The 23,966-nt window shown below is 39.1% G+C and carries 19 protein-coding genes and 1 pseudogene; 7 read left to right on the top strand and 13 right to left on the bottom strand.

What is annotated here, in order from left to right:
- Positions 1 to 191: 191 nt before the first annotated feature.
- The 3 genes from Q8S11_RS06570 to recJ are packed head-to-tail and all read right to left on the bottom strand — an operon-like array spanning position 192 to position 4,174.
- Positions 192 to 1,700 (bottom strand): GH3 auxin-responsive promoter family protein, encoded by a 1,509-nt coding sequence (locus tag Q8S11_RS06570; protein ID WP_305661284.1) that lies wholly within the window; start codon positions 1,698 to 1,700, stop codon positions 192 to 194.
- A gap of 24 nt (positions 1,701 to 1,724) precedes the next feature.
- On the bottom strand, positions 1,725 to 2,459 hold the full coding sequence (gene lptB / locus Q8S11_RS06575; RefSeq protein ID WP_305661285.1) for an LPS export ABC transporter ATP-binding protein: 735 nt from the start codon (positions 2,457 to 2,459) through the stop codon (positions 1,725 to 1,727).
- The gene (gene recJ, locus Q8S11_RS06580; RefSeq protein WP_305661286.1) at positions 2,456 to 4,174 is read right to left on the bottom strand and encodes a single-stranded-DNA-specific exonuclease RecJ; all 1,719 of its coding nucleotides are present in this window, start codon (positions 4,172 to 4,174) and stop codon (positions 2,456 to 2,458) included. Before recJ ends, lptB begins: the two co-directional genes overlap by 4 nt.
- A gap of 57 nt (positions 4,175 to 4,231) precedes the next feature.
- On the opposite strand from recJ, the gene Q8S11_RS06585 reads away from it, so the two are divergent.
- Positions 4,232 to 4,996 (top strand): MBL fold metallo-hydrolase, encoded by a 765-nt coding sequence (locus Q8S11_RS06585; RefSeq protein WP_305661287.1) that lies wholly within the window; start codon positions 4,232 to 4,234, stop codon positions 4,994 to 4,996.
- A 90-nt stretch (positions 4,997 to 5,086) separates the two neighbouring features.
- Here the strand turns inward: Q8S11_RS06585 and Q8S11_RS06590 are convergent, their stop codons facing one another.
- From Q8S11_RS06590 to Q8S11_RS06620, 7 genes are all read right to left on the bottom strand, one after another.
- The gene (locus Q8S11_RS06590) at positions 5,087 to 5,668 is read right to left on the bottom strand and encodes a YceI family protein (RefSeq protein WP_305661288.1); all 582 of its coding nucleotides are present in this window, start codon (positions 5,666 to 5,668) and stop codon (positions 5,087 to 5,089) included.
- A 99-nt stretch (positions 5,669 to 5,767) separates the two neighbouring features.
- Positions 5,768 to 7,993 carry an ABC transporter substrate-binding protein gene (locus Q8S11_RS06595; protein WP_305661289.1) on the bottom strand — a complete coding sequence of 742 codons (2,226 nt, stop codon included), beginning with the start codon at positions 7,991 to 7,993 and terminating at the stop codon, positions 5,768 to 5,770.
- Positions 7,994 to 8,265: 272 nt separating this feature from the next.
- The gene (gene gcvP, locus Q8S11_RS06600; RefSeq protein ID WP_305661290.1) at positions 8,266 to 11,148 is read right to left on the bottom strand and encodes an aminomethyl-transferring glycine dehydrogenase; all 2,883 of its coding nucleotides are present in this window, start codon (positions 11,146 to 11,148) and stop codon (positions 8,266 to 8,268) included.
- Positions 11,149 to 11,306: 158 nt separating this feature from the next.
- Positions 11,307 to 11,879: a hypothetical protein gene (locus Q8S11_RS06605; RefSeq protein WP_305661291.1), complete on the bottom strand. Its 573-nt coding sequence runs from the start codon at positions 11,877 to 11,879 to the stop codon at positions 11,307 to 11,309.
- 90 nt (positions 11,880 to 11,969) lie between these two features.
- Positions 11,970 to 13,028: a selenide, water dikinase SelD gene (selD, locus tag Q8S11_RS06610; protein WP_305661292.1), complete on the bottom strand. Its 1,059-nt coding sequence runs from the start codon at positions 13,026 to 13,028 to the stop codon at positions 11,970 to 11,972.
- An 83-nt stretch (positions 13,029 to 13,111) separates the two neighbouring features.
- Complete coding sequence (gene mnmH / locus Q8S11_RS06615) at positions 13,112 to 14,134, bottom strand: tRNA 2-selenouridine(34) synthase MnmH (protein WP_305661293.1); 1,023 nt, start codon at positions 14,132 to 14,134, stop codon at positions 13,112 to 13,114.
- A 62-nt stretch (positions 14,135 to 14,196) separates the two neighbouring features.
- Positions 14,197 to 14,919, bottom strand: a complete 723-nt coding sequence (locus tag Q8S11_RS06620; protein ID WP_305661294.1) for a pyridoxine 5'-phosphate synthase — start codon at positions 14,917 to 14,919, stop codon at positions 14,197 to 14,199.
- A 99-nt stretch (positions 14,920 to 15,018) separates the two neighbouring features.
- Between Q8S11_RS06620 and Q8S11_RS06625 the strand changes: the two genes are divergently transcribed.
- The 5 genes and pseudogenes from Q8S11_RS06625 (at position 15,019) to Q8S11_RS06645 (ending at position 19,742) form a co-directional block, all read left to right on the top strand.
- Positions 15,019 to 16,950, top strand: a complete 1,932-nt coding sequence (locus Q8S11_RS06625) for an ATP-binding protein (RefSeq protein ID WP_305661295.1) — start codon at positions 15,019 to 15,021, stop codon at positions 16,948 to 16,950.
- 93 nt (positions 16,951 to 17,043) lie between these two features.
- Positions 17,044 to 17,496: a thioredoxin fold domain-containing protein gene (locus tag Q8S11_RS06630; RefSeq protein WP_305661296.1), complete on the top strand. Its 453-nt coding sequence runs from the start codon at positions 17,044 to 17,046 to the stop codon at positions 17,494 to 17,496.
- Between the two features lie 100 nt (positions 17,497 to 17,596).
- A complete protein-coding gene (locus Q8S11_RS06635) occupies positions 17,597 to 18,100 on the top strand; it encodes a hypothetical protein (protein ID WP_305661297.1) in 504 nt (167 codons plus the stop codon).
- A complete protein-coding gene (locus Q8S11_RS06640; protein WP_305661298.1) occupies positions 18,088 to 18,825 on the top strand; it encodes an NRDE family protein in 738 nt (245 codons plus the stop codon). Before Q8S11_RS06635 ends, Q8S11_RS06640 begins: the two co-directional genes overlap by 13 nt.
- Positions 18,804 to 19,742 (top strand): annotated as a pseudogene (locus tag Q8S11_RS06645) (DUF6695 family protein). The gene Q8S11_RS06640 and the pseudogene Q8S11_RS06645 overlap by 22 nt, the downstream one beginning before the upstream one ends.
- A 137-nt stretch (positions 19,743 to 19,879) precedes the next feature.
- On the opposite strand, the gene ahcY reads toward Q8S11_RS06645, so the two are convergent.
- Positions 19,880 to 21,196 (bottom strand): adenosylhomocysteinase, encoded by a 1,317-nt coding sequence (ahcY, locus tag Q8S11_RS06655; RefSeq protein ID WP_305661301.1) that lies wholly within the window; start codon positions 21,194 to 21,196, stop codon positions 19,880 to 19,882.
- A gap of 514 nt (positions 21,197 to 21,710) precedes the next feature.
- On the opposite strand from ahcY, the gene Q8S11_RS06660 reads away from it, so the two are divergent.
- Positions 21,711 to 22,121, top strand: coding sequence for a BrxA/BrxB family bacilliredoxin (locus Q8S11_RS06660; RefSeq protein WP_305661302.1), 411 nt, complete (start codon positions 21,711 to 21,713; stop codon positions 22,119 to 22,121).
- 61 nt (positions 22,122 to 22,182) lie between these two features.
- On the opposite strand, the gene cdaA is transcribed toward Q8S11_RS06660, so the two are convergent.
- A complete protein-coding gene (cdaA, locus tag Q8S11_RS06665; protein ID WP_305661303.1) occupies positions 22,183 to 22,974 on the bottom strand; it encodes a diadenylate cyclase CdaA in 792 nt (263 codons plus the stop codon).
- Positions 22,975 to 23,076: 102 nt separating this feature from the next.
- Positions 23,077 to 23,943 carry a dihydropteroate synthase gene (gene folP, locus Q8S11_RS06670; RefSeq protein WP_305661304.1) on the bottom strand — a complete coding sequence of 289 codons (867 nt, stop codon included), beginning with the start codon at positions 23,941 to 23,943 and terminating at the stop codon, positions 23,077 to 23,079.
- Between the last annotated feature and the right edge of the window lie 23 nt (positions 23,944 to 23,966).

Raw genomic sequence — 23,966 nt, forward strand, 5'->3', positions numbered from 1 at the left:
TAATGTTACCGGTTGTCGGTTACCTGTTGTCAGCAAATAGTACTAAATTTCAAATGAAGTTTTAGTGTCTTTATTCTTTGCTCTTTAATCTTTTATCTTATTACAAAATCTCAAGCAAACCGGAATTTATCTTGACCCGATAGCTATCGGGTCTTGGCTCTTGATTCTTGGCTCTTGATACTTGCTACTCCTTAAAGCATTTTAAGTATCTCATCCACATAAACCCGGTCATTTGCCAGTCGCGGTACCTTATGTTGTCCACCGAGTTTGCCACGTTTTTTCATCCATTGATAGAATGTACCATCCGGTGCAAGATGCAGCAATGGTCGGCGTAATGCCATATCCTTATAACGTTTGGCATCGTAATCAGAATTCACTTCCCTTAAGGTTTGATCGAGTAGATCAGTGAATCGTTCGATATCATCGGGTTTTTGCTCAAATTCGATGATCCATTCATGTCCGCCAACCTCGTCTCCTTCAAAATAAATCGGACAAGCTGTATAATCACGGATGATTGCATGTGTTTCCAGACAGGCTTTCGCAAGCCCTTTTTCAGCATTGTCTATGATGAGTTCTTCGCCAAAAGCATTGATGAAATGTTTGGTTCGTCCGGTGATTTGAATACGATGCGGCGAGAGTGAGGTGAATTTAATGGTATCGCCAATCATGTATCTCCACAATCCGGCATTGGTTGAAATGATCAATGCATAATTTTTGTTCAGCTGCACCTGGTCAAGACGGAGGGTTATTGGATTCTCAGCATGCAGATCCTCCATTGGTAGAAACTCATAATAAATACCATAATCGAGCATCAGGAGTAGTTCCTCTGAATTAGGCTGATCCTGGATTCCAAAAAAACCTTCCGATGCATTATAGGTTTCCAGATAATACATATCATCAGAAGGAATTAGTTTTTTAAACTGCTCGCGATAAGGATTGAAATTAACCGCTCCATGAAAGTAAAATTCAAGATTTGGCCAAACTTCGAGCAGATTGTTTTTTCCTGTAATTTCAAGAATGCGTTTTGCAAGTACCAGATTCCAGGTAGGTACCCCTGCAATATTGGTTACATTCACATCAATGGTAATCCTGGCTATTTTTTCTACTTTTTCCTCAAAATTATCCATCAAGGCAATTGACATATCTGGTGTTCGATAGAACTCAGCCCAGAAAGGTAAATTCTTGATCAATACTGCCGATAAGTCACCAAAACAGGAATCTGTATTCAAGTGGTTGATCTGATGGCTTCCCCCCAATACCAGGCATTTTCCGGTAAATATTCTGGCGTCGGGCCGGTTATCACAATACATAGATAGGAGGTCTTTGCCGCCTTTAAAATGGCACTCCTCAAGTGATTCTTCACTTACCGGAATAAACTTGCTCCGGTCATTTGTTGTTCCTGATGATTTGGCGAACCATTTGATCTCAGATGGCCAGAGCACGTTCTGCTCACCGCTCATCATTTTTTCGATATAAGGTTTCAGTGAATCATAGTTTTGAATTGGAACACGCTCCTTAAACTGATCCTGGTTATAAATGGATGAATAGCTATATTTTTTGCCCCATTCAGTATGTTGGGCTGTGGAGATAAGCGACTGAAACCATTCATCCTGAACATCATATGGATATTTTATGAAAAGCTCGATCTGATGCATCCGCTTTTTCATGATCCAGTTAAAGATGGAATTTACAATTGTCATTCTGCTTTAGGGCTTATTTGAGGCTCAGTGCTTCTTTTTTCTCAGCTCAAAATTCTGACCAAGATAGAATTTTTTGGCCATTTCATTATTTGCAATCTCCTGCGGCGTACCTGTGAGCATAATTTTACCTTCTGCAAGCAAATAAGCCCTGTCGGTAATGGAGAGTGTTTCCTGTACATTGTGATCGGTAATCAGAATTCCGATATTTCTTAGTTTAAGTTTTGCGACGATACTTTGAATCTCTTCAACTGCGATAGGGTCAACCCCCGCAAATGGTTCATCAAGAAGGATAAATTTTGGATCGGCAGCAAGTGCTCTTGAAATTTCAGTTCTTCTTCTTTCCCCTCCCGAAAGCAGGTCGCCACGGTTCTTCCTTACTTTGTGCAGGCTAAATTCATCAATCAATTGTTCAAGCTTGTCTCTTTGTTCTTCCTTACTGAGTTTGGTCATCTCAAGGACAGCCATGATATTATCCTCAACCGATAATTTCCTAAATACTGAAGCCTCCTGTGCAAGGTAGCCAATACCTTTTTGCGCCCTTCGATACATGGCATCTTCAGTGATATCCTGATCATCCAGAAATACATGACCTTCATTTGGCCTGATCAGCCCTACGATCATGTAGAAGGAGGTTGTTTTTCCTGCGCCATTTGGCCCAAGTAATCCTACGATTTCACCCTGCGAAACATGAAATGATACATTATTAACAACAGTTCGCTGTTTGTATTTCTTTACCAGGTTCTCAGCTCTTAAAATCATTGTCCCTGGTTTGGAAGAGCTGCCCGTATCCCCTTGATATTCAACTGTATCGATTTTTTCTCTTTCCATGTATTCTCTTCAATAGTATAACAAATGTCAAATGCTCTTCCCGAATTGATCAGGTTCAGGTATTCTCCCAGACCAAAACCAATGCAATTATAATTGCTCTGATTATCCTGATGCACACACATTTTCAAATGATTGCTGCCAACAATTGTTGCCGCACCGTAAGTATAAACATTTCTGCTAACAAAAACAGGCACCATGTTTTGCGGACCGAATGGTTCAAACTGTTTCAGGATCCTGAAGAATTTCGGATCAATTTGTTTCAGTTCAATTTCTGCATCGATATTTATCGCCTGTACGAGCAATTCTTCAGGTATGCTGGCTGCAACCACCTCTTCAAAGCGCTGCTGAAATGCAGGAATATTCTCTGTTTTCATAGTCAGCCCCGCGGCATATTTATGACCACCAAATTGTATCAGCAAATCACTGCATTCGCATAATGCTTCATAAAGGTCAAAGCCGGCAACTGATCTTGCCGAACCCGCCGCATAACCGTTTGAATTGGTCATAACGATGGTTGGACGATAATATTTTTCGGTAAGCCTTGAAGCTACGATTCCGATTACACCTTTATGCCAATCTGCACTATATACCACCGTTGTTTTTCGACTGATCATAAGGGGATCCCCGTCAATCATTGCTAATGCCTGCTCTGTAATATTGCTGTCGTGTTCTTTACGTTCCGTATTTTTTGTGTTGATGATCTGGCTGTTTTCGAGTGCAATGGCCTCGTCCTCAGCGATCAGTAAGTTTACTGAATGCTTCGCATCGTCAATTCTACCGGCAGCATTGATCCTCGGACCAATGGTGAATACCACATCCATGATGCTTAGGTTTTCTTTTCTTCCGGAAATATTCATAAGGGCCGATAAGCCCTTGCATGGGTCTGTATTCAATTTCAGAAGACCATACCAGGCAAGTATCCGGTTCTCGCCAGTGATCGGTACGATATCTGAGGCGATACTCACTGCTACCAGATCCAGATAAGCGCTTACCTGCTCAAAAGCAATATCATATTCAAGGGCATAAGCCTGGATCAGCTTAAAGCCGATACCACAGCCTGATAATTCTTTGTAGGGATAATTGCAATCCTTGCGTTTAGGGTCAAGCACAGCTATTGCAGCAGGCAGCTGATCGCCGGGAAGGTGATGGTCACAGATAATAAAATCTATACCACGTTCATTGGCATAATCAATTTTATCGACTGATTTAATGCCGCAATCCAGTGCGATTATCAGTGAATAACCATTTTCAAAAGCATAATCTATTCCTTGGGTAGAAATACCATAACCTTCCCGGTAACGGTCGGGTATATAGAAATCAATTTCTGAATAAAGTTTTTTTAAGAAGCTATAAGTGAGGGCGACAGACGTGGTTCCATCAACATCATAATCACCATAAATAAGAATCTTTTCGTGTGAGGTAATTGCCTGATTGATACGGGATACTGCGCGTGCCATATCCTGCATCAGGTAAGGGTCGTGAAGTTTGTTGAGTTCAGGCCTGAAAAAATCTCTGGCTTCATCGTAATTAGTGATTCCTCTCTTAACCAAAAGACTGGCAAGAACCCGGTCAATTTTCAGTGATTCCTGCAATTCCGCTATCACTGCAAGGTTTTCAATCTCCCGTTCCACCCACCTTTTTTGCATATCTTTGCCTTAGTTATGCGTAAAAATAGAATATAACAAGATAATAAACAAAGAACATTGAAAGCTTTCGCCTTATATGAAGGATCTTATTCTGTAGATAGTTCCAAGACCTTTATTCCTTTTGATCCTGCAATTCATAATCCGAAAGATCGGCCTGCTTCCCTGTTTATTTATGTGCAGCCTTTTCTTGTTGAAACTGGAAATGATCTGATCATATTGGATACCGGACTTGGTTTTCATAATGAGCAGGGTGAATTAATTATTCATGAGAATATTCGAAAAGCGGGATACGATCCTTCAGATGTTAATCTGGTTCTGATGTCTCATCTGCACTACGATCATGCAGGTGGAATGGTTAATACTAACAATGGTCAGGTATCATTGAGTTTTCCGAATGCGGAATATGTGATTCAAAGAGGGGAATGGGAAGCAGCTTACAGTATGCCCTCAAGATCTTACAAAACAGAGATCTTTGATTTTGTTCAGCGCAGCGGCTCAGTCCATTTTATTGAAGGAAGCGGACAATTTAACAGGGAGATTGCATTTGAATTAACGGGTGGCCACTGTGAATACCATCAGGTTTTCCTGATAAGGGAGGAAGAAGAAACTATATTTTTTGGAGCAGATATTCTCCCTGAGCCTGAACAATTGCTAAGAAAATTTATAGCCAAATATGATTTTGATGGCAGAAAATCTATGGAATTAAGACTGGAATACGGGAAACGGGCTGCTGAAGAGCATTGGGAATGCTTGTTCTATCATGCTAAAAGCAGGGCGAATGCTAAAGTGGCGTTTGAAAATGAAGCGTTCAGGATAGTTTAGCAGGGATAAAAGAACAAGGATAAAAGAGCAAAGACTTTTTGAAATAAATGTAAATGTCCTTGATCCTTAATCCTTGTTCTTTGTTCTGATCTAGTTTTTCTTCGCTGTCAGATTGATGTTCAGCTCAAACTCATCATCAATAGCTTTGTCGCCAATATCGCCGAAAAAGGTTTTTGAACGAAATTTTATATCATATTTTGTACGGTCAACCCTAATGCCTGAGGCTGCTGCCACTACCACTCCTTTTTCCTGTTTAACTGTTGCAGGAAAAGTCAGGGGGTGGGTAATTCCTTTGATGGTTAGATTCCCGGTAATATTAACGCGTTCCTTTCCGGCTTCGGTAACTTTTGTGATCTCAAACTTAGAGGTAGGACTTTTTTCTGCAGAGAAGAAGTCGGGTGATTTTAAATGGGTTGTAACCCGGGCATTATCTGAGGTTATACTTGACATATCCATAAGAAAAACACCTTTTTGCAACGATTTTCCATTATAAACCAAACTACCTTCTGTGATCCTGACTGTGCCAGTATGACCACCTCCAACTTTTTTTGCTGACCATCCGATAGAGGAGTTTGAAACGTCAACTTTGTAAATTTCTTCTTTAATTGGGTTAAATGCCATCATCAGGATGGTACCCGCCAGGAAGGTAGTAAAAGAGAATAATTTGTTCATTTTTTATATATAATTGATCAATAACTATAAATATATTCTAAATATATTTTTGTTTGTCTGTTTAATGGACTGTCACTGATAATTTACCTGAGGCTGACATTAAGCCAAAGCATTTCTCTGTTTTTTGAAATAGATGCAAAAGGTCGTACCTACATCAGGCAAACTCTCTACCTCAATCTTACCATCCATAGCTTCAATCTGAGATTTGATAATATATAATCCCAGGCCTTTCCCTTCAATGTTCGAGTGGAATCTCTGATATAGGCCAAAAATTTTATTCCCGTACCTATCCAGATCAATGCCAATGCCATTATCACTAAAAAAAAGTTGCGTAAAATCCTTGCTTTCACGTGTTTTTAATGAGATCACCAGCTTCCTTTCCTTAGATTTATATTTGATCGCATTGGTGAACAGGTTAATTAGTATACTATGAAGGTAATGCCTTGGAAATTGGATCTTTAAACCCTGTGGAAAGTTTACTTCTATTTTAGCTCCGGAACTTTTTATTTGTTTATCTATTGTTTTCATGATGATACTAAGTTCAGTTTGAAGTTCTAAGTCTTCACTTTTAGCCGATTTTCCTGATTTACTGGCAACGATCTCAACCAGATCATTCAGGGTATTATCCAGTTGCCTAACACATTCATGGATATTTTGGCGGATTTCGTCCTGCATACCCTGAGAAAGGTTGGTCTCCTGTTGCATCTCTGCCAGGCTTATAAGATTCACTACAGGTGCACGTAGATTATGGGAAGTGATATATGCGAACTTTTCAAGTTCATTATTCTTCTTAAGTAATTCCTTTGTAATTTCTTGTAATTCAATCTCTTTTCGTTTGATGAAGTCGATATCCAGAATTGAGCCTATAACTATATTACCAGTACCGCTACCATCAGAATTTGTCATTTTACTAAATGAAAGGAACCATTTCCAGTCGCCATGGGTTGTTCTAACACGATAGGTAAGCTTATTGTATTGATTTTTACCCTTTCTAAGCGCTGCTGTAGCTAGTTTCACATCTTCCTGATCATCCGGATGAATGGATTCGATCAGTTTATCATGTTCCAAAAATATATCCGGGTCGATGCCCTGGTGCCTGAACCAGTTCTGGTCATAAATCAATGTATTTGTATCCAGGTCCCTGCTCCAGATACTAAGTCCTGCAGCTTCGATTGCGATCTCCAACCGTTGTTCTGCTTTTGTGCGGTTCATGATCTCTTTTTGAAGGTCTGAAGTTCTCTTTACAACTTGTTTTCGAAGTTGCCAGGTGCCGGTAAGAATCACTATAAACAGTAATCCAGCTCCACCAATTACATAAAGCAGGTAGTCGAAGTATTGCAATTTTTTCGTATTTGGGCTAACAAATAATAAACCTTCAATTGTTGAATTTTTATCGGCCAATCCAAGTTGCTTATAATTACTGAGCATGTTCTCCCAGCGTCCCGGATTCATATGTCCGATTTCTACAAGCTCAGGAAGAATCAATTTTTTCATTTCTTTGGCTTCATAAAGCAGCTGTTCTTTTGTAATACCCCGACTTTTTACACCCGGAAGACCAAGAATATATTCTGCCAATTCCTCAGGATGGCTCATCGCATACTGCCAGCCTTTTAGACTGGCTTCATTAAATTTTTCTACAGTTTGAGCATGATTATTTGCCATATCAACTGTAGTGAAAAGTAGATCACCGTAAAAGTCAATACCATAATTTATGGGATTGATTATGCTCACTTCATGCCCCATTTTACGCAAAAGCTGCGGTTCAACACTAATGTATGCACTTTGGGCATCAACTCTTCCCTTGATGAGATCCTGTACCTGCCAGCTATGATTGATGATTTTTACAGAATCGATTGGGATTCCTTCTTCTAATAGCAGGGCTTTGAGTAATCTTCCACCCTGATCTTCTGATACCATAATGGTCTTCCCTGCAAGATCTGATGGGGAATTTATTCTCTTGTCAGCCAGGGTCATAAAGATGTAAGGGGAGTGCTGAAAAATTACAGAAACAACCACTACAGGTTTATTGATGATAAAGGAATTTAAGATATCAGATCCGGTTACACCAAAGTCGGCTTTGCCTTTCAGTACATTATCTACAGGCGGATTTAAAGCATTGCCTTGCAATATTTCTACATCGAAGCCGGCATCTATATAAAAGCCCTTTTCTTTTGCGGCATAATAACCAGCAAATTGAAATTGATGGAGCCATTTTAGCTGAAGTTTTATAGGTTTTAACTCTTGAGAAATAGCCTGGAGAGGAAAAATCAGGCATAGCAATATCAGAGCAGCATATTTTAAAAGCATATGAAAATTTATTTTCATTTTGAGACTCATTAATTACTCTTTTTCAGAAGAACCAATCAAGGGTAAAATTACTGATTTCCAAGCGGTTAATATCACTTTATAAGAATATTGATTCGGGCCTGTCAATTCGTGTTTCTCTGACAGGAATTTATTTTTACGACAATTTTAAGAAATTGTTTTACGGTTAATAAATTTAACCAGAGAATAATGCAGATAAATTTAATTTAATAAAAATACCCTGCTGTTGGGCAGGGTATTCAGAGTACCAGGTATTTTAAAGGATAAAACTTTTATGCAACTTCCTCAGCATAAGATTCTATTGGAGGACATGAACAAACCAGTGTCCTGTCTCCATGAGTATCATTAACCCGACCCACTGAAGGCCAGAATTTAAAAGCAGCGACATATGGCAATGGAAATGCAGCTGTTTGTCTGGAGTATGGATGGGTCCAATCATCTGTTGTTACAACAGCAGCGGTATGCGGTGCATTTTTTAATGGGTTATCTTTAGTATCCAGATTTCCGCTTTCGACTTCTGATATTTCGGAGCGGATCGCTATCATCGCATCACAAAAACGGTCTAGTTCATGTTTAGGTTCTGACTCTGTCGGCTCGATCATCACCGTACCGGCAACCGGGAAAGAGACGGTTGGTGCGTGGAAACCATAATCCATTAATCTTTTGGCAATATCGGTCACTTCTACTCCAAATGCTTTGAAAGCACGGCAGTCAAGAATCATTTCATGTGCACAACGTCCCTGGCTTCCCGAATACAGAACCGGGTAGGAATTCTCCAGCCTTGCTTTAATATAATTGGCATTCAGAATCGCATATTTTGTCGCATTGGTCAATCCCTCGCCGCCCATCATCGCAATATAAGCATGTGATATGATAAGAATTGAAGCAGATCCCCAAGGTGCTGATGAAACGGCAGAAATAGATTTTTCATTACCCATATTCACAACAGCATGTCCGGGCAAAAATGGCACCAGATGCTTCGCAACACCGATAGGCCCCATCCCGGGTCCACCCCCACCATGTGGGATACAAAATGTTTTATGCAGATTCAGGTGACATACATCGGCTCCGATTGTTGCCGGACTGGTGAGTCCAACCTGAGCGTTCATATTTGCTCCATCCATATAAACCTGTCCGCCATTTTTATGAATGATCTCACAGATCTCGATAATTGATTCTTCAAATACACCATGAGTAGAAGGATAGGTAACCATCAAACAGGAAAGATCAGATGAATGCTCCTCTGCCTTTGTCTTCAGATCTGCTACATCAATATTGCCTTTTTCATCACATTTTACAATTACAATCTTCATTCCTGCCATGGCTGCCGAAGCAGGGTTTGTTCCATGTGCAGAAGAAGGAATCAATGCAATATTCCTATTATTATCACCTCTGTCTATATGATAGGCACGAATGACCATAAGTCCGGCATATTCGCCCTGCGCACCTGAATTAGGCTGTAAACTCATAGCTGCAAATCCGGTTATTTCACTCAGCCATTTATTCAGTTCATCAAAGATCTGCATGTAGCCACCAACCTGATCGGCTGGGGCAAATGGATGGATCTTACTGAATTCTGCCCAGGTGACCGGAATCATTTCTGTGGTGGCATTAAGCTTCATAGTACATGAACCTAATGCAATCATGGAATGGCAAAGCGAAAGATCCTTTGCTTCCAGTGATTTTATATATCTGAGCATTTCATGCTCTGAATGATATGAATTAAATACAGGGTGTGTTAAATAAGCAGATTTCCGTTGTAATTGGGAAGGAATATGACTACTGATCTCTGATTTGATCCGATCCAGATCCATTTCATGAGCATTTTTACCCATAACTTTTGCAAAAAAACGGATAATTGTATGAACATCATTAAATGTAGTGGTTTCATCAAGTGTTATGCTAACAAGAGAGCCTTGATAGTTCAGATTCACTTCATTATTAAGCGCTTCGGCATGAATAGGGTTGATCAGATTCCCTAGTTCTAATTTGATGGTATCAAAGAAAAATTGATTTTCCTGTTTATATCCAAGGCTTTCTAGGGCTTGAGATAAGAATACACTTAGTCCGTGGATTCGTTCAGCAATTTGCTTAATTCCCTCAGGGCCATGGTAAATGGCATACATGCCCGACATAATTGCCAGAAGTGCCTGTGCAGTGCAAATGTTTGAGGTTGCTTTGTCTCTTCTGATATGCTGCTCACGGGTTTGAAGCGCCATACGGAGTGCATAGTCTCCGGCACTATCTATTGTTACCCCGATAATCCTGCCCGGTAATGAACGCTTATATTCTTCTTTAGTAGCAAAGAATGCCGCATGTGGACCGCCAAAACCCATTGGAATACCAAAACGCTGGCTTGATCCAACTACGATATCGGCACCCCATTCTCCCGGAGGACTCAATAGAGCAAGTGCCATAATATCGGCAACGACTGTGAGTTTAATTCCTTTCTCATGAGCCTTGCCTGCAAAACCTGAATAATCATAAACCAGACCTTTAGCAGCAGGGTATTGAACTATAGCACCGAACATGGTCTCGTCCAGATTTACTGTTTCATGACTGCCTATAAGTATCTGAATACCATAAGGAGCTGCACGGGTTTGAAGTATATCTATGGTCTGAGCAGAAACCTCTTCAGAAACAAAAAATATTTTGGCAGTCTCGTTCTTGCGAAGACTGTATTGCATGAACATTGCCTCGGCTGCCGCAGTTCCTTCATCCAGAAGCGAAGCATTGGCAATTTCCATTCCGGTGAGATCCATCACCATGGTCTGGAAATTCAACAAGGCCTGTAAACGCCCCTGTGCGATTTCTGCCTGATAGGGCGTATATTGGGTATACCATCCTGGATTTTCCAGAATATTACGTTGAATGACACCCGGTACAATCACATCATGGTAACCCTGACCTATGTAAGATTTGAATACTTTGTTTTTGGATGCAGTTTGTTTCAGGTCATTCAAGTATTCTGCTTCGCTTTTTGCAGCCGGCAGCTTAAGATTATTTTTCAACCTGATATTAGATGGTACTGTTTGACTGATTAATTCATCAATGGAATTCACACCAATGGTACCTAGCATTTTTGCAGTATCCTGCTCATTTGGAGCAATATGACGGTGCTCAAATTTTTCCTGATAATCTATATTAAGCTTCATTAAAAAGAGGGGAGTTTTTATGAGGCAAAAATAATGATTTTCAGCACATTATTTAATGGAGGGAATAATTTGACTGAAATAAAACCGGTAATAATTTTAGTGATCCATTAATCTATTAAAAAAGCCTTAAAACTAAGATTTTCAACCTTTTTTTATATTTATTTTTCACCGGAAACTACCCAACCTTCGTTTTTCTTATGTCTCAGTTTATAGGTTTTGGTAATAAACTCGCTGTTTGAACCTTTGTTGTTATCAAAGGGATAGAAGTCTGTCTCAGCCTTAACTAAAGTAACTGTCACTTTTGCAGAATTGTTATTGGTTTTAACAAAGTTTACAGGTTTATCATTGTCCATTTCATAAATTATAGTTTTGACCTGGGCTTTGTCTTTCTTTTGCTCCAGAACAAAAGGTGCTGATTTCTCTGTCAATTTGATCAAATAAACAAATGAACTGTCTTTTGAAAGAAAAACCTTCTTTTCCTCCTGCATGCTCATGCTGATATAACCGGATTCTTCCAGTACTTTGTATTTATTAAGGTCTTCCTGGTCTTTAATTTGTCTGAATTTCATTTCACCGAAAGTGAAATTGGCTGTTTTATATTCCGGGTTTTCGGCCAGATAATTTGAGATTACTGATGTGGCTTCGTCAGCATTAATTGTTGTTTCATTTCCACATCCATTGATGAAGGCAAATCCCAATACAATGAATAAATAGATAAATGGTCTTTTCATAATTGTGTTTATTAAAGGTAAGCAAATACCGTGCAAATGTTTTTGAAAATTTAGCCAAATTGCTAGCTCTTTGTGCAGTGTATGCTTTCTTTATATTATTTCTATCAGAGAATCTCCGGCCTTAAACTTTAACGATCCAAAGCTTACAATATTTGATTCGGAAATACCATTTGAGCGAAGTACTTCTTCAAATTCTGCTGCTTTTGATTCTTCCACTGCAACCAACAGTCCTCCACTGGTTTGTGGGTCAGCAAGGATTATAGTTTTCCGGTTCAGTGATTTATTACCTGAACCGATCTTATGTCCATAACTATTCCAGTTTCTGTTGGTGCCACCCGGGACTGAATTTTGATCGAGGTATTCTTCAATCACGTCAATTTTTGGAACTTTGTCGAATTCTATAACTGCCTGTAAATTACTTCCTTCGCACATTTCTGACAGGTGCCCGAGTAGTCCGAAGCCTGTTACATCAGTCATTGCTTTTACGTAATCCAATTTGCCCAGTGTTTCACCAATCTTATTCAGCATCGACATACTTTTTGGGGCTATATCTGCATGTTCAGTTTTAAGAATTCCCTTTTTTTGCGCTGTGGTCAGTATGCCTACACCGAGTGCTTTGGTCAGATATAACCTGCATCCTACCTGAGCTGTGGAATTTTGTTTAAGGTGCTTAATATCAACAATACCGTTGACAGAGAGGCCAAACACAGGTTCCGGACAATCAATGCTATGCCCTCCTGCAAGGGTTATACCTGCTTCAGCACAAATGGCCCTTGAACCCTCGAGTACTTTTTGTGCAACCTCAGGTGATAATTTATCAATTGGCCATCCTAAAATAGCGATCGCTAATACCGGCTTTCCGCCCATCGCGTAAACATCGCTGATGGCATTGGCTGAGGCTATCCTGCCAAAGTCATAGGCATCATCTACAATTGGCATGAAAAAATCGGTTGTTGAGATGAGTGCAGTCCCATTGCCCAGATCGAGTACTGCCGCATCATCACGGGTATTGTTCCCTACCAGTAAGTTGGGGTCAGCGGTGTGTAAAACTGGACTGTGCAGGATAATATCTAAAACTGCCGGACTGATTTTACAGCCACAGCCTGCACCATGTGAATATTGAGTTAATTTTATTTCTTCGGGATTCATTAAAATAGTATTGAGTATTGAGATGTGAGTATTGAGATATGAGTATTGAGACAGGAGAACTAATTTAAGTATAATGTTATTTCTTAAAATTGAGACTGAATGGCTGCATTAATAATTCGTTTTGATTTAATGTGATTCAATAGTAGTTTGCAGTTTTCTTCTGCATCTGTACTGCTGCATTGAATGATATGGATGCTTTCTTTTTCCCTTTTTCCCTGGCCATTGGCATAGGTTTTATCATAATAAACCAGCACAATTTTTATGAAATCATCCATTCGGTTTTCCCTGATAGCCAGGATCGCATCCCGGGTTTGTTCAGGGCCTATTCTTTTTCCGATTCTTAAGGTACTTTCAATCAGAAACTCTTTATCAAGCACTCCGTATTCCTTTACAAGAAAATTGACTCTTTCCTGAAAAGGAACTAAAAGCTTCATAACCGGAGCCTGGCGCATCTGCTGGAATATGGGGTTTGGAATAAAGCATCTCCCTATTGATAAACTTTCATCCTCCACCCAAAGCGGAATGCTTTTATCTATTTTATTCAATTTTCTGGCGAGTAAATTTTCGAATTGTTCCTGACCGGGCTGAATGAACTTGCCCATAGACCCAAAGGAAGATCCCTGATGTTGCGCAAGATCTTCGAGGTCAATAACCTGCTGTGATAGCTCTTTGAGCTTATTGAGAGTCTTTGTTTTCCCTGATCCAGTCATCCCACCCAAAATAAGTATGGAATAAGTTTCTTTAAATTGATCCAGCACCCAGTTACGGTACCTCTTGTAACCGCCTTCCAAAAGAAAAACTTCAAAGCCATAAAGGTTTAATGCCCAGGCCATTGCGCCACTTCGCATCCCTCCGCGCCAGCAATGAACCAGTATTTTTTTTTCGGGGGCAATCCTGAGAGCCTCTTTTATAAAACCGGACCATTTTGGTCCTGTCAGGTCAAATCCGAGTAAAATTGCTTTTTCCCGGCCTTTTTGTTTATAAGTTGTTCCAACTTTTACCCGCTCTTCATTTGAGAAAATTGGAAGATTATGTGCACAGGGAATATGGGCATGTTCATACTCAAGCGGAGTTCTGACATCAATCACCTGGACAGTTTCAGACATTTTCAGAAATTTATTAATGTCCAGTGTTTGAATCATAGAAAGGAATAATATCGATTATGAAATTAAATATTTTTTAGCTCCCTCAGGTACATCTGGATTGTATTTTCCAATCCTAAATACAGAGAGTCGCAAATAAGTGCATGCCCTATACTTACTTCGAGCAATCCGGGAATATTTTTAGAAAAGTAATTTAAATTATGCAAATCAAGATCATGGCCTGCATTAATACCCAAGCCTAATTTGTTTGCAAGATGGGCAGCTGCGATATAGGGTTTAATTGCAGATTCCTTGTCAGCATGATAATTGCTGGCATATGCTTCGGTGTAAAGTTCAATACGGTCAGTTGCTGTGTGCTTTGCAGCTTCAATCATTTCTTCAGCCGGATCAACAAAAATGGAAACACGAATGCCTTCGGATTTAAACTCAGCAATAATATCTTTCAAATAGCCCTGATGTTTAATCGTATCCCAACCATGATTGGATGTTAACTGACCCTCAGCATCAGGCACCAATGTAACCTGCGCCGGCTTATTGGCTAAAACCAACTCAACGAATTTTTGTTCTTTGGGATTACCCTCAATATTAAACTCGGTTTGAATCACCTTTTTCAGGTCGAACACATCCTGATAGCGGATATGCCTTTCATCCGGTCGGGGATGTACGGTAATTCCCTCTGCACCGAATCGTTCGGCATCCAGTGCAACTTTAATCAGATCAGGGTTATTGCCACCTCTTGAATTACGAAGTGTAGCTATTTTATTGATGTTAACAGAGAGTTTAGCCATAATGTAAAGGTAAGTGAAGTGCCCAGATTATTTTCTTTAAAAAATGAAAAAAGCACATGGAACTAATGAAGCAATTTTTTATAGTTTTACGAAATTCCTATGAATAACCGCTTACTCTGCTTCCTGGTATTTAAACTGGCTTTTATGTCCACGGGATTCTCTCAGGAATCATCAACAGGGATATTAAGAGCAAGGATTATGAACTATCCGGCACCTCATGATACCGGGTTAGTCAATCTATTGAATTCAATATCAGCGGAATACATGCTTGTTAAGCCAGATAGTATGATCTATTTCGCCAGCAAATCCATTCAGCTTGCACGAAGAATAAAATATCCTTTAGGGGAAACAAGGGCGATAGGCAATATGGCCAAAGCATATTATGTTAAAGGTTCTTATGATCTGTCTCTTAAACATGCTATCTCCGCGAAAAGTGCCAGCGAGAAGATTAATGACAGGCTCGGACTAGCTTATGCATTGAACAGTATTGGCTTGATTCATCTAACCCAGAATAAAAGTGCAGAGGCTATACAGGATTTTTTAAGGGCATTAAAACTGGCTACTGAAGTAAATAATGTGAAACTTCAGGCTTCTGTATACATAAATCTGGGTCTTGCCTATACTGAAAACAATCGCCCGGATATAGCTCTGAAATATCTTGGTATTGGCCTTGAACACTGTAATAAGTACAGTCTGAATAGCTATTCTGCAATGTTACTGAACCGAATGGCCGAGACATACTATTCCCTTAAAAAATATGAAAAAGCTCTGGAGCATTATCGTTTAGTCCTTAGTAAACCTGAATATGAAAATAGCTGGGAATATAGTTTAGCTTACTCAGGAATTGCACGCATACAGCTTGAGAGAGGACTCTCTGCAGATGCCATTGAAAATGCAGAGAAAGCATTGCTTTATGCCAGAGAGGTGAATGCGAAATATGACATTTCACGCGCACTTAAAATTCTTTATTCTGCTCATCAGAAACAGAACGATTATAGTAATGCTTTTAAATACCTTGAACTTGAAAGGATATATAGTGACAGCTTGTTTAATGAAGCGAAAGAAAAGGAAATTAATCGCCTTAATCTTCAGCTAAAACAAGCAGAAAATATTCAATTGCAAAAGCTGAATGAACAAAACAGGGAGCAATTGAAGTTTATCAGGAAGGTGACCATCGTAATTGCAGCACTGGCTTTTTTTCTCCTGATTAAGACGATTTTGATTTTCAGGGTTTCCCGGCAAAAAAATAAATTGAATCATGATTTAAAACTTAAATCTCAGGCAGTAGAAGAGCAAAATCAATTGATTCTTAAGCAAAATGTTCAATTGGAGAATTTAAATCAGACTAAGGATCAGTTATTCTCAATTATCGGACATGATTTGCGGGCACCCTTTGGATCTATCATTAAGGCCATGGAGATGATGAGGGAAGGCGGTATGTCGGATACTGAGCTAAAATTCTTTCTGGATGGTTTCTATGAAAAGTTGAGGGAAACATCCGACATGCTGGATAACCTGGTAACATGGGCAAGCAGTCAGCAATTTGGTATCAAGGCCAGGCCGGTGAACATCGATCTTGGCAGGCAGGCAGATGAAATACTAAGTATCTATGATACTCTTTTAAAAGAAAAGAATATTGAACTTAAGCATGTTCGTGTGCCGGATACAAATGTCTTTGCAGATCCCGACCATGTCAGGATTATTATTCAGAATCTGATTGCCAATGCAATAAAATTCACCCCGCAAGATGGTAAAATATCTATTTTCTATAGTGCAGATGCCGATCGAATAGCAATTCACATTACGGATTCAGGTATCGGAATTTCTGCCGGGAAGATCAGTAAATTATTCAACCTGGCCGGTAAGGAGATTAGTACTTACGGTACAAAGAATGAGAAGGGGATAGGAATTGGACTTTTGCTTGTTAAAAAGTTTGCCGATGAAAATGGGGCGCAGATTAGCATTCAAAGTAAAGTAGGTGAAGGTTCAGAATTTACAGTCCATTTTGGCAGGAGAGGGCCCGGGGAATAATTATTTATGGGCAAAACACTAATTGTGTTGTAAACGTATATTATGCTATAATGCATTTAAATTGGGTTAATATTGCTTTAATAGCGTTCAACTATGAAAAAGGCCTTAATAATATTTTTATTTTTAGCGGCTTTTGAGCTTGTCAAAGCAGATTTAACGTCTGAATCATCCACCGGGCTCAAGTTTCGGAAAAATACATTTTCTGAAGCCCTTCAACTGGCTAAAAAGGAAAAAAAACTCATCTTTTTATATTTAAACACCTCCTGGTGTGGACCATGTATTAAGCTTAAAATGACCACATTCAGAAGTAAGGCAGTTGCTGATCAGTATAATCCTTCATTTATTAACATTTCTCTGAATGCCGAAAAGGGGGATGGTCCGGACCTGGCGCTAAAGTATCAGATTCGGGGATATCCAAGCTTTTTATTCATCAACCCAGACGGTAAGGTAATTTATAGAACAGATGGATTTTTCAATGCTAAAAGCTTTACAGAACTTGGTGAAAAAGTATATAAAATGAATCAAAGAGCCGTAAAAATGAGATAATATCTATCTTGTCAATCAAAAATGAAGTATATACCGTATATAGTATACTAATCTTAGTAAAGAACAAAATTTCCGGATAGAATTATCTAACACCCGTAATATGATTAGCTACTGCAAGGAAAACTTAGAGCAAATAAAGAACTTGATTGCCTCTCTGGAAGAGGAAAAGTACCAGTATAAATCACAATTATTATCTGATACAACAATTGGTCAGCATGTACGTCATATTTTGGAGTTTTATTTGTGTATAATCAATGGTGTAAGTCGTGGATTGGTCAATTACGATAGCAGAGAAAGAAACATTGAATTGGAGCATAATCCAGTACTTGCGATTTCCTGTATTGATAAGATATGTGATGATATCGAATGTCTCAGCACTTATCAGGAGATTAATTTAGTTGGCAACTTTTCTACAGAAGGTGAAACTTTAAAAACTATAAGAACATCAATAGATCGTGAGTTGGCCTATTGTCTTGAACATAGTATTCACCACCAGGCATTAATTAAAATTGGTTTGATCGAGCAGAAAATGGATCATTTAATTAATGAAGGTTTTGGGGTTGCACCTGCAACGATCAGACATAAGCAGCAATGTGCACAGTAAGCTACATACCGCTTAATAATGGTTTTGTTCTTACATCCAGCAGGGATGAAGTGACATTACGTGCCACACTAAAACCGCAAATTTATACAACGCGAAACAACACTATGGTTTATCCCAAAGATATAGTGGCCGGAGGGACCTGGATTGCGGCAAATAACAAAAAGCAAATTGCCTGTCTGCTAAATGGGGCCTATCAAAGCCATATTAAACAAACTGTATATTCCAAAAGCAGGGGCCGTGTTTTATTGGATAGTTTCGACTTTAGCTCCCATTCTGAATTCATGGCCGAAACCAATCTGGATAATGTTGAGCCTTTCACACTTCTGCTCCTTGATTACTCTAATGAACCTGAATTTAATCAAATGGTTTGGGATGGCGAAAAAAAGTATATTCAAAGAATTGATCAGAATGTGCCGGCTATCTGGTCATCGGTTACTCTTTATTCTGTTGCCGACAGGGACCTGCGAAAAGCCTGGTTTAAGAACTGGCTTAGTAAAAACATTGAATTTGAGGATTCAAATATTCTGGATTTTCATACTGCAAACCATAATGATATCAGCAGGGTTAATATATTAATGAAAAGAGAAAACGATCTTCAAACCTTAAGCATTTCTCAATTCAGGATAATTGACAAAACTGAAACATTCAATTATCATGACTTAGGGGATAATAGTCTGACAAGTATTGATTTAACTGATCTTAAATGCATACAGGTTTTGCAATAAGTATTGCATGGCCGGAAACCTTGTGTAAACAAGCCGGCGCATGGTATGATTCCTTGATGAATACTTTGGGGTTTAGTAAAAACAATTATTACAAAGTAGGCCATGCAGCAGTTGTACTGGTAGAGATACAAACAGGGAATTGCTATTATTTTGATTTTGGCAGATACCATGCTCCATTTGGACATGGCAGGGTCAGAGATAGCGAAACTGACCATGATCTGCAGATTCATTCAAAGGCTCTGGTTTCAAATTCGAGTAATGAATTGCAGAATTTCAAAGAAATTTTACTTGAACTTACTGAAAATAAAGCTTGTCATGGCAGCGGAACTCTTCATGCATCCTATACAAGAATTAATTTTCAAAAAGCTTTTTCCCTTGCAAAAAAAATGCAGGATATGAGTCCGTTGAAGTACGGCCCATTTGTTATTCAGGGGACAAATTGTTCGCGTTTTGTGCGGACTATCGTTTTGTCCGGAGACCCTCCAATTTTTGACAAGCTAAAATTATTTGTTCCTATAACCATTTCACCCAGTCCCATTGGCAATGTGAAAAGTTTGAGGAATAAAATTGCTTTAATTCAAGACCATTGATCGATATGGGGAGATTTTATGAAAACCAAGCAGCACCTCTATACTACACTCAGCGCTCCAGCAAAGACAGAAAGTATCCCTGAAAATAGCCAATGGCTTGCCGGGGAAGGGGCAGGTTCATGGTTTTCTATTGAAATTGAAGGAAGGGATTATAGAATTAACAGATACAATTCAGAAGGGAAAATTGAATGTTCCGGACTTTTTAACACTTTACCGGAATCAGATTTCAATATTAATGCTCCATTTGAATTTGTGCATCTCTCTCATTGCAAAAGTGTCACAATCAGGCAGATGCTTAAGGTATTGAAGTTTCACAGGGTTAGTTAAAGTTCCCTTGAAAATATCGGGGCAAAAAAAATGCTTACCCTGGAGCAAGCATTTTTATAAAATTTGTTAGAAAGTTTTCTTTAATAGTTACCTGCTAACAGATAATTATCAACTATCAACTGTCAATTATCAACTATTTAGTATCTGTAAGTATCCGCCTTGAAAGGACCTTCAACAGGAACACCAATATAATCAGCCTGATGCTGATCTAATGTTTCAAGTTCAACACCAATCTTTGCAAGATGTAAACGGGCAACTTTCTCATCCAGATATTTAGGAAGAACGTAAACCTTGTTCTCATACTTATCAGTGTTTGTCCAAAGCTCTAATTGAGCTAAAGTCTGATTAGTAAATGAATTGGACATAACGAATGAAGGGTGACCAGTTGCACAACCTAAATTCACTAAACGGCCTTCAGCAAGTACAATCACATCTTTACCATTAAGGGTATATTTATCAACCTGTGGTTTGATCTCAACTTTAGTATGACCATAGTTTTCATTTAACCATGCCATATCGATCTCATTATCGAAGTGACCGATATTACAAACGATGGCTTTGTCTTTTAAAGCCAGGAAATGCTCGCCACGAACGATGTCACAGTTACCGGTAGTAGTTACCACAATATCTGCTTCTTTAATTGCGGTAGCTAATTTCTTTACTTCATAACCCTCCATTGCTGCCTGTAACGCACAGATAGGGTCAATTTCAGTTACAATTACACGAACTCCCTGAGAGCTTAATGAAACTGCAGAACCTTTACCAACATCACCATAGCCACAAACAACAGCAACTTTACCAGCCATCATCACATCAGTGGCACGGCGGATCGCATCAACCAATGACTCACGGCAACCGTATTTATTGTCAAATTTAGATTTGGTAACTGAATCATTTACATTGATTGCAGGCAAGTGCAATGTTCCGTTTTTCATACGCTCATACAAGCGGTGAACCCCGGTAGTAGTTTCTTCAGAAAGACCCTTGATACCTGCAATCAGTTCTGGGAACCTGTCAAATACCATGTTTGTTAAATCGCCACCATCATCAAGAATCATGTTTAATGGTTTGCGATCCGGACCGAAATGTAAGGTTTGCTCAATACACCAGTCAAATTCTTCCTCATTCAGACCTTTCCAGGCATAAACCTGAATTCCTGCAGCAGCAATTGCGGCAGCAGCATGATCCTGGGTTGAGAAAATATTACATGATGACCAGGTAACTTCAGCTCCTAATTCAACAAGAGTTTCAATTAAAACAGCTGTCTGGATGGTCATGTGTAAACATCCTGCAATACGTGCACCTTTAAGAGGTTTTGATGCACCAAATTCCTCGCGAAGTGCCATTAATCCCGGCATTTCTGCTTCAGCAAGACCGATCTCTTTACGGCCCCATTCTGCTAATGAAATGTCCTTAACTTTGTAAGGAACATAATTCGTCTCTACTGATGACATAGTTTTTTGTTTAAATGCGTATTACCGCACGATAAATGGATAATTATTATTTTCTTAAAAGTAAATAAGAAAATTGTTTGCAAAGGTAATTATACTTTGGTCAATTCAAAAGGTTTGGAGGTGAATAAGGTAAGAGGCATTGGTTAGAAGCTTCGGTGACCGGTTTTAATATTTTTGAAGATGATTTTAGTAAAGATATGTTTAATGAAAGCAAATTTTGTGGTTCCTGGGATAAGATAGTCCGGCTCTCTGCTATAGTTTTGGCTATAAAATGGGGTTAATTATTCGAGTTTTTAGAAGCCAAAAGCTGCCGCTTCGATCCGGTTTATTTATTTAGGCTTTATGGATTGATCTCGAGACAGTAAACCGTACTTTTGTTACTTATAACCTACAACCAATAACTTACAACTCCCTTAGTAATCTAAACGTCAAACGATTTCAAAACACATCATATCATTTAGAAATAATTAACTTTGTATATAATTCAATTTTTACTGATTAATAAATTTAAGATATGTATCCAGAATATTTAGTTGCTCCAATGCGTCAGGAACTTGTAAATGCAGGTTTTCAGGATCTGAGAACTGCTGAGGAAGTTGAACAAGCCATAAAATCAGATGGAACGGTATTGGTTATGGTCAATTCTGTTTGCGGTTGCGCTGCTGCTAATGCACGTCCTGCTGCAAGGATTTCTGTACAGCATGAAAAACACCCCGATAAATTTGTAACTGTTTTTGCAGGAATGGAAAAAGATGCTGTCGACACGGCAAGGGCATTTATGTTGCCTTACCCTCCTTCCTCTCCGGCAATTGCATTATTTAAAGATGGTAAACTGGTTCATATGATTGAGCGTCACCAGATCGAAGGCAGGCCGGCACAGATGATCGCGGATAATCTGCAACAGGCTTTTGATCATTTTTGCTGAGGAGATTTTAATTATTATTCAAAATCCTGCATTCAATGCGGGATTTTTTTTGTCTTAAATTTTAATAATCTTTATTCAGAAGTTTTTCCAATTCCGAAAAACTGAGATTCATTTTAACTCTCCCTTGTTTGGCATAGGAGATTTCTCCGGTTTCTTCGGATACAATTATAGCCACAGCATCACTCATTTCAGTAATTCCTATTCCTGCCCTGTGCCTGAGTCCGAACTGAGGTGGCAGCTTATCGTTTTCTGTAAGCGGTAAGATACTGCTGGCGCATTTGATGCGGTTTTCAGAGATAATTACTGCTCCATCATGCAGCGGACTTGTTTTCTGGAAAATGCTTTCCAGTAGTCGCCGGGAAACTTTTGCTTCAATAATTTCTCCGCTATTCTGGTAAAATTGTTCATCAAAGTATTTAGCAAATACAATTAAAGCACCAGTCCGGCTCTTCTGCAGACTCTTACAGGCATCGATGATTGGCTTAATCCGTATAGAATTATTTTTAACAATTTCTTTACTGCCAAAAAGAAAGGACCACCAGGCTTTATTTTTCTGTAGCGATGCATTTCTGCCAATGAGCAGAAGGAATCGCCTGATCTCCTGCTGGAATACCACAATTAATGCAATAAATCCAACGCTTACAAATGCCCCCAATAATTCAGTGAGTAATCGCATTTGCGCCTGTTTGACCAGAATGTAAACGGCATAAATTATTACCAGTCCGAGCAATATATTCAGCGCAATTGTACCCCTGATCAGGTTGTAGATATAATAAATAATAAGCGCTACCAAAACGATATCAAGCAGGTCGAGAAAGCGCAGATTAAGGAAACTAAAGTCAAATCCTTCCATTCTATAAATGTAAATAATAATTGCGATTTGGTTTAGTACTTGGTATAGAGTATAGAGTATAGAGTATTGAGTATTGAGAAATCGGTAGGAATAAAATTTGCCTTATTTATGATGAATATTTAGTTGGTTAACTATTTTGAGGGCTTCAATGGCTGCTTTAACGTCGTGGACACGAAGAATGTTGGCTCCTTTTAACAGAGCGATCGTATTAGCTGCAGTTGTGCCATTAAGGGCGTGTTCTGCATCGGTCTCCAGCAGTTTATAGATCATCGATTTGCGCGAAAGTGCTGCAAGAACCGGATGACCGACAGATTTTAAGTGTTCCAGATTAGCCAGAAGTTCATAATTCTGTTCCAGATTTTTCGCAAAACCAAAACCCGGATCAACAATCAGATCATTGACTCCCAAATTTTTTAATTTTTGGATTCTGGAGGCAAAGTATTGACAAACTTCTGTTGTAATATCTTCATAATCATTCTCTGATGCCATTGTTTGAGGGTTTCCTTTCATGTGCATCATGATGTAAGGCACATTGAGTTCAGTAATGGTTTGAAACATTCCGGGATCCATGGACCCGGCTGAAATATCATTGATAATTGCAGCACCTTCATTCACCGCTGTTCTGGCAATTTCAGATCTGAAGGTATCAATTGAAAGTATAGCATCCGGAAATTCGCTAACAATAGCCCTTAATACAGGTATCAAACGCTCTGATTCAGTTTTTTCAGAGATATGATCTGCACCCGGTCTGGATGAATAAGCTCCAATATCTATCAGGTCGGCACCTTCCGATAATATTTGTTCAGTCTTTTTCAGGGCATCATTCAACTGGTTATTTTTGCCTCCATCATAAAAGGAATCTGGTGTAAGATTCAGGATGCCCATTATTTTGGGCTTTGATAGATCGAGGAGGCTACCCCGAACATTTAAAGTAGATTTTTGCTGAAAAACTGTATTTTTACCCGCCATGTACTGGCAAAATACCGATTAAT

This window comes from Daejeonella sp., from assembly GCF_030695525.1.
GTDB lineage: Bacteria > Bacteroidota > Bacteroidia > Sphingobacteriales > Sphingobacteriaceae > Daejeonella.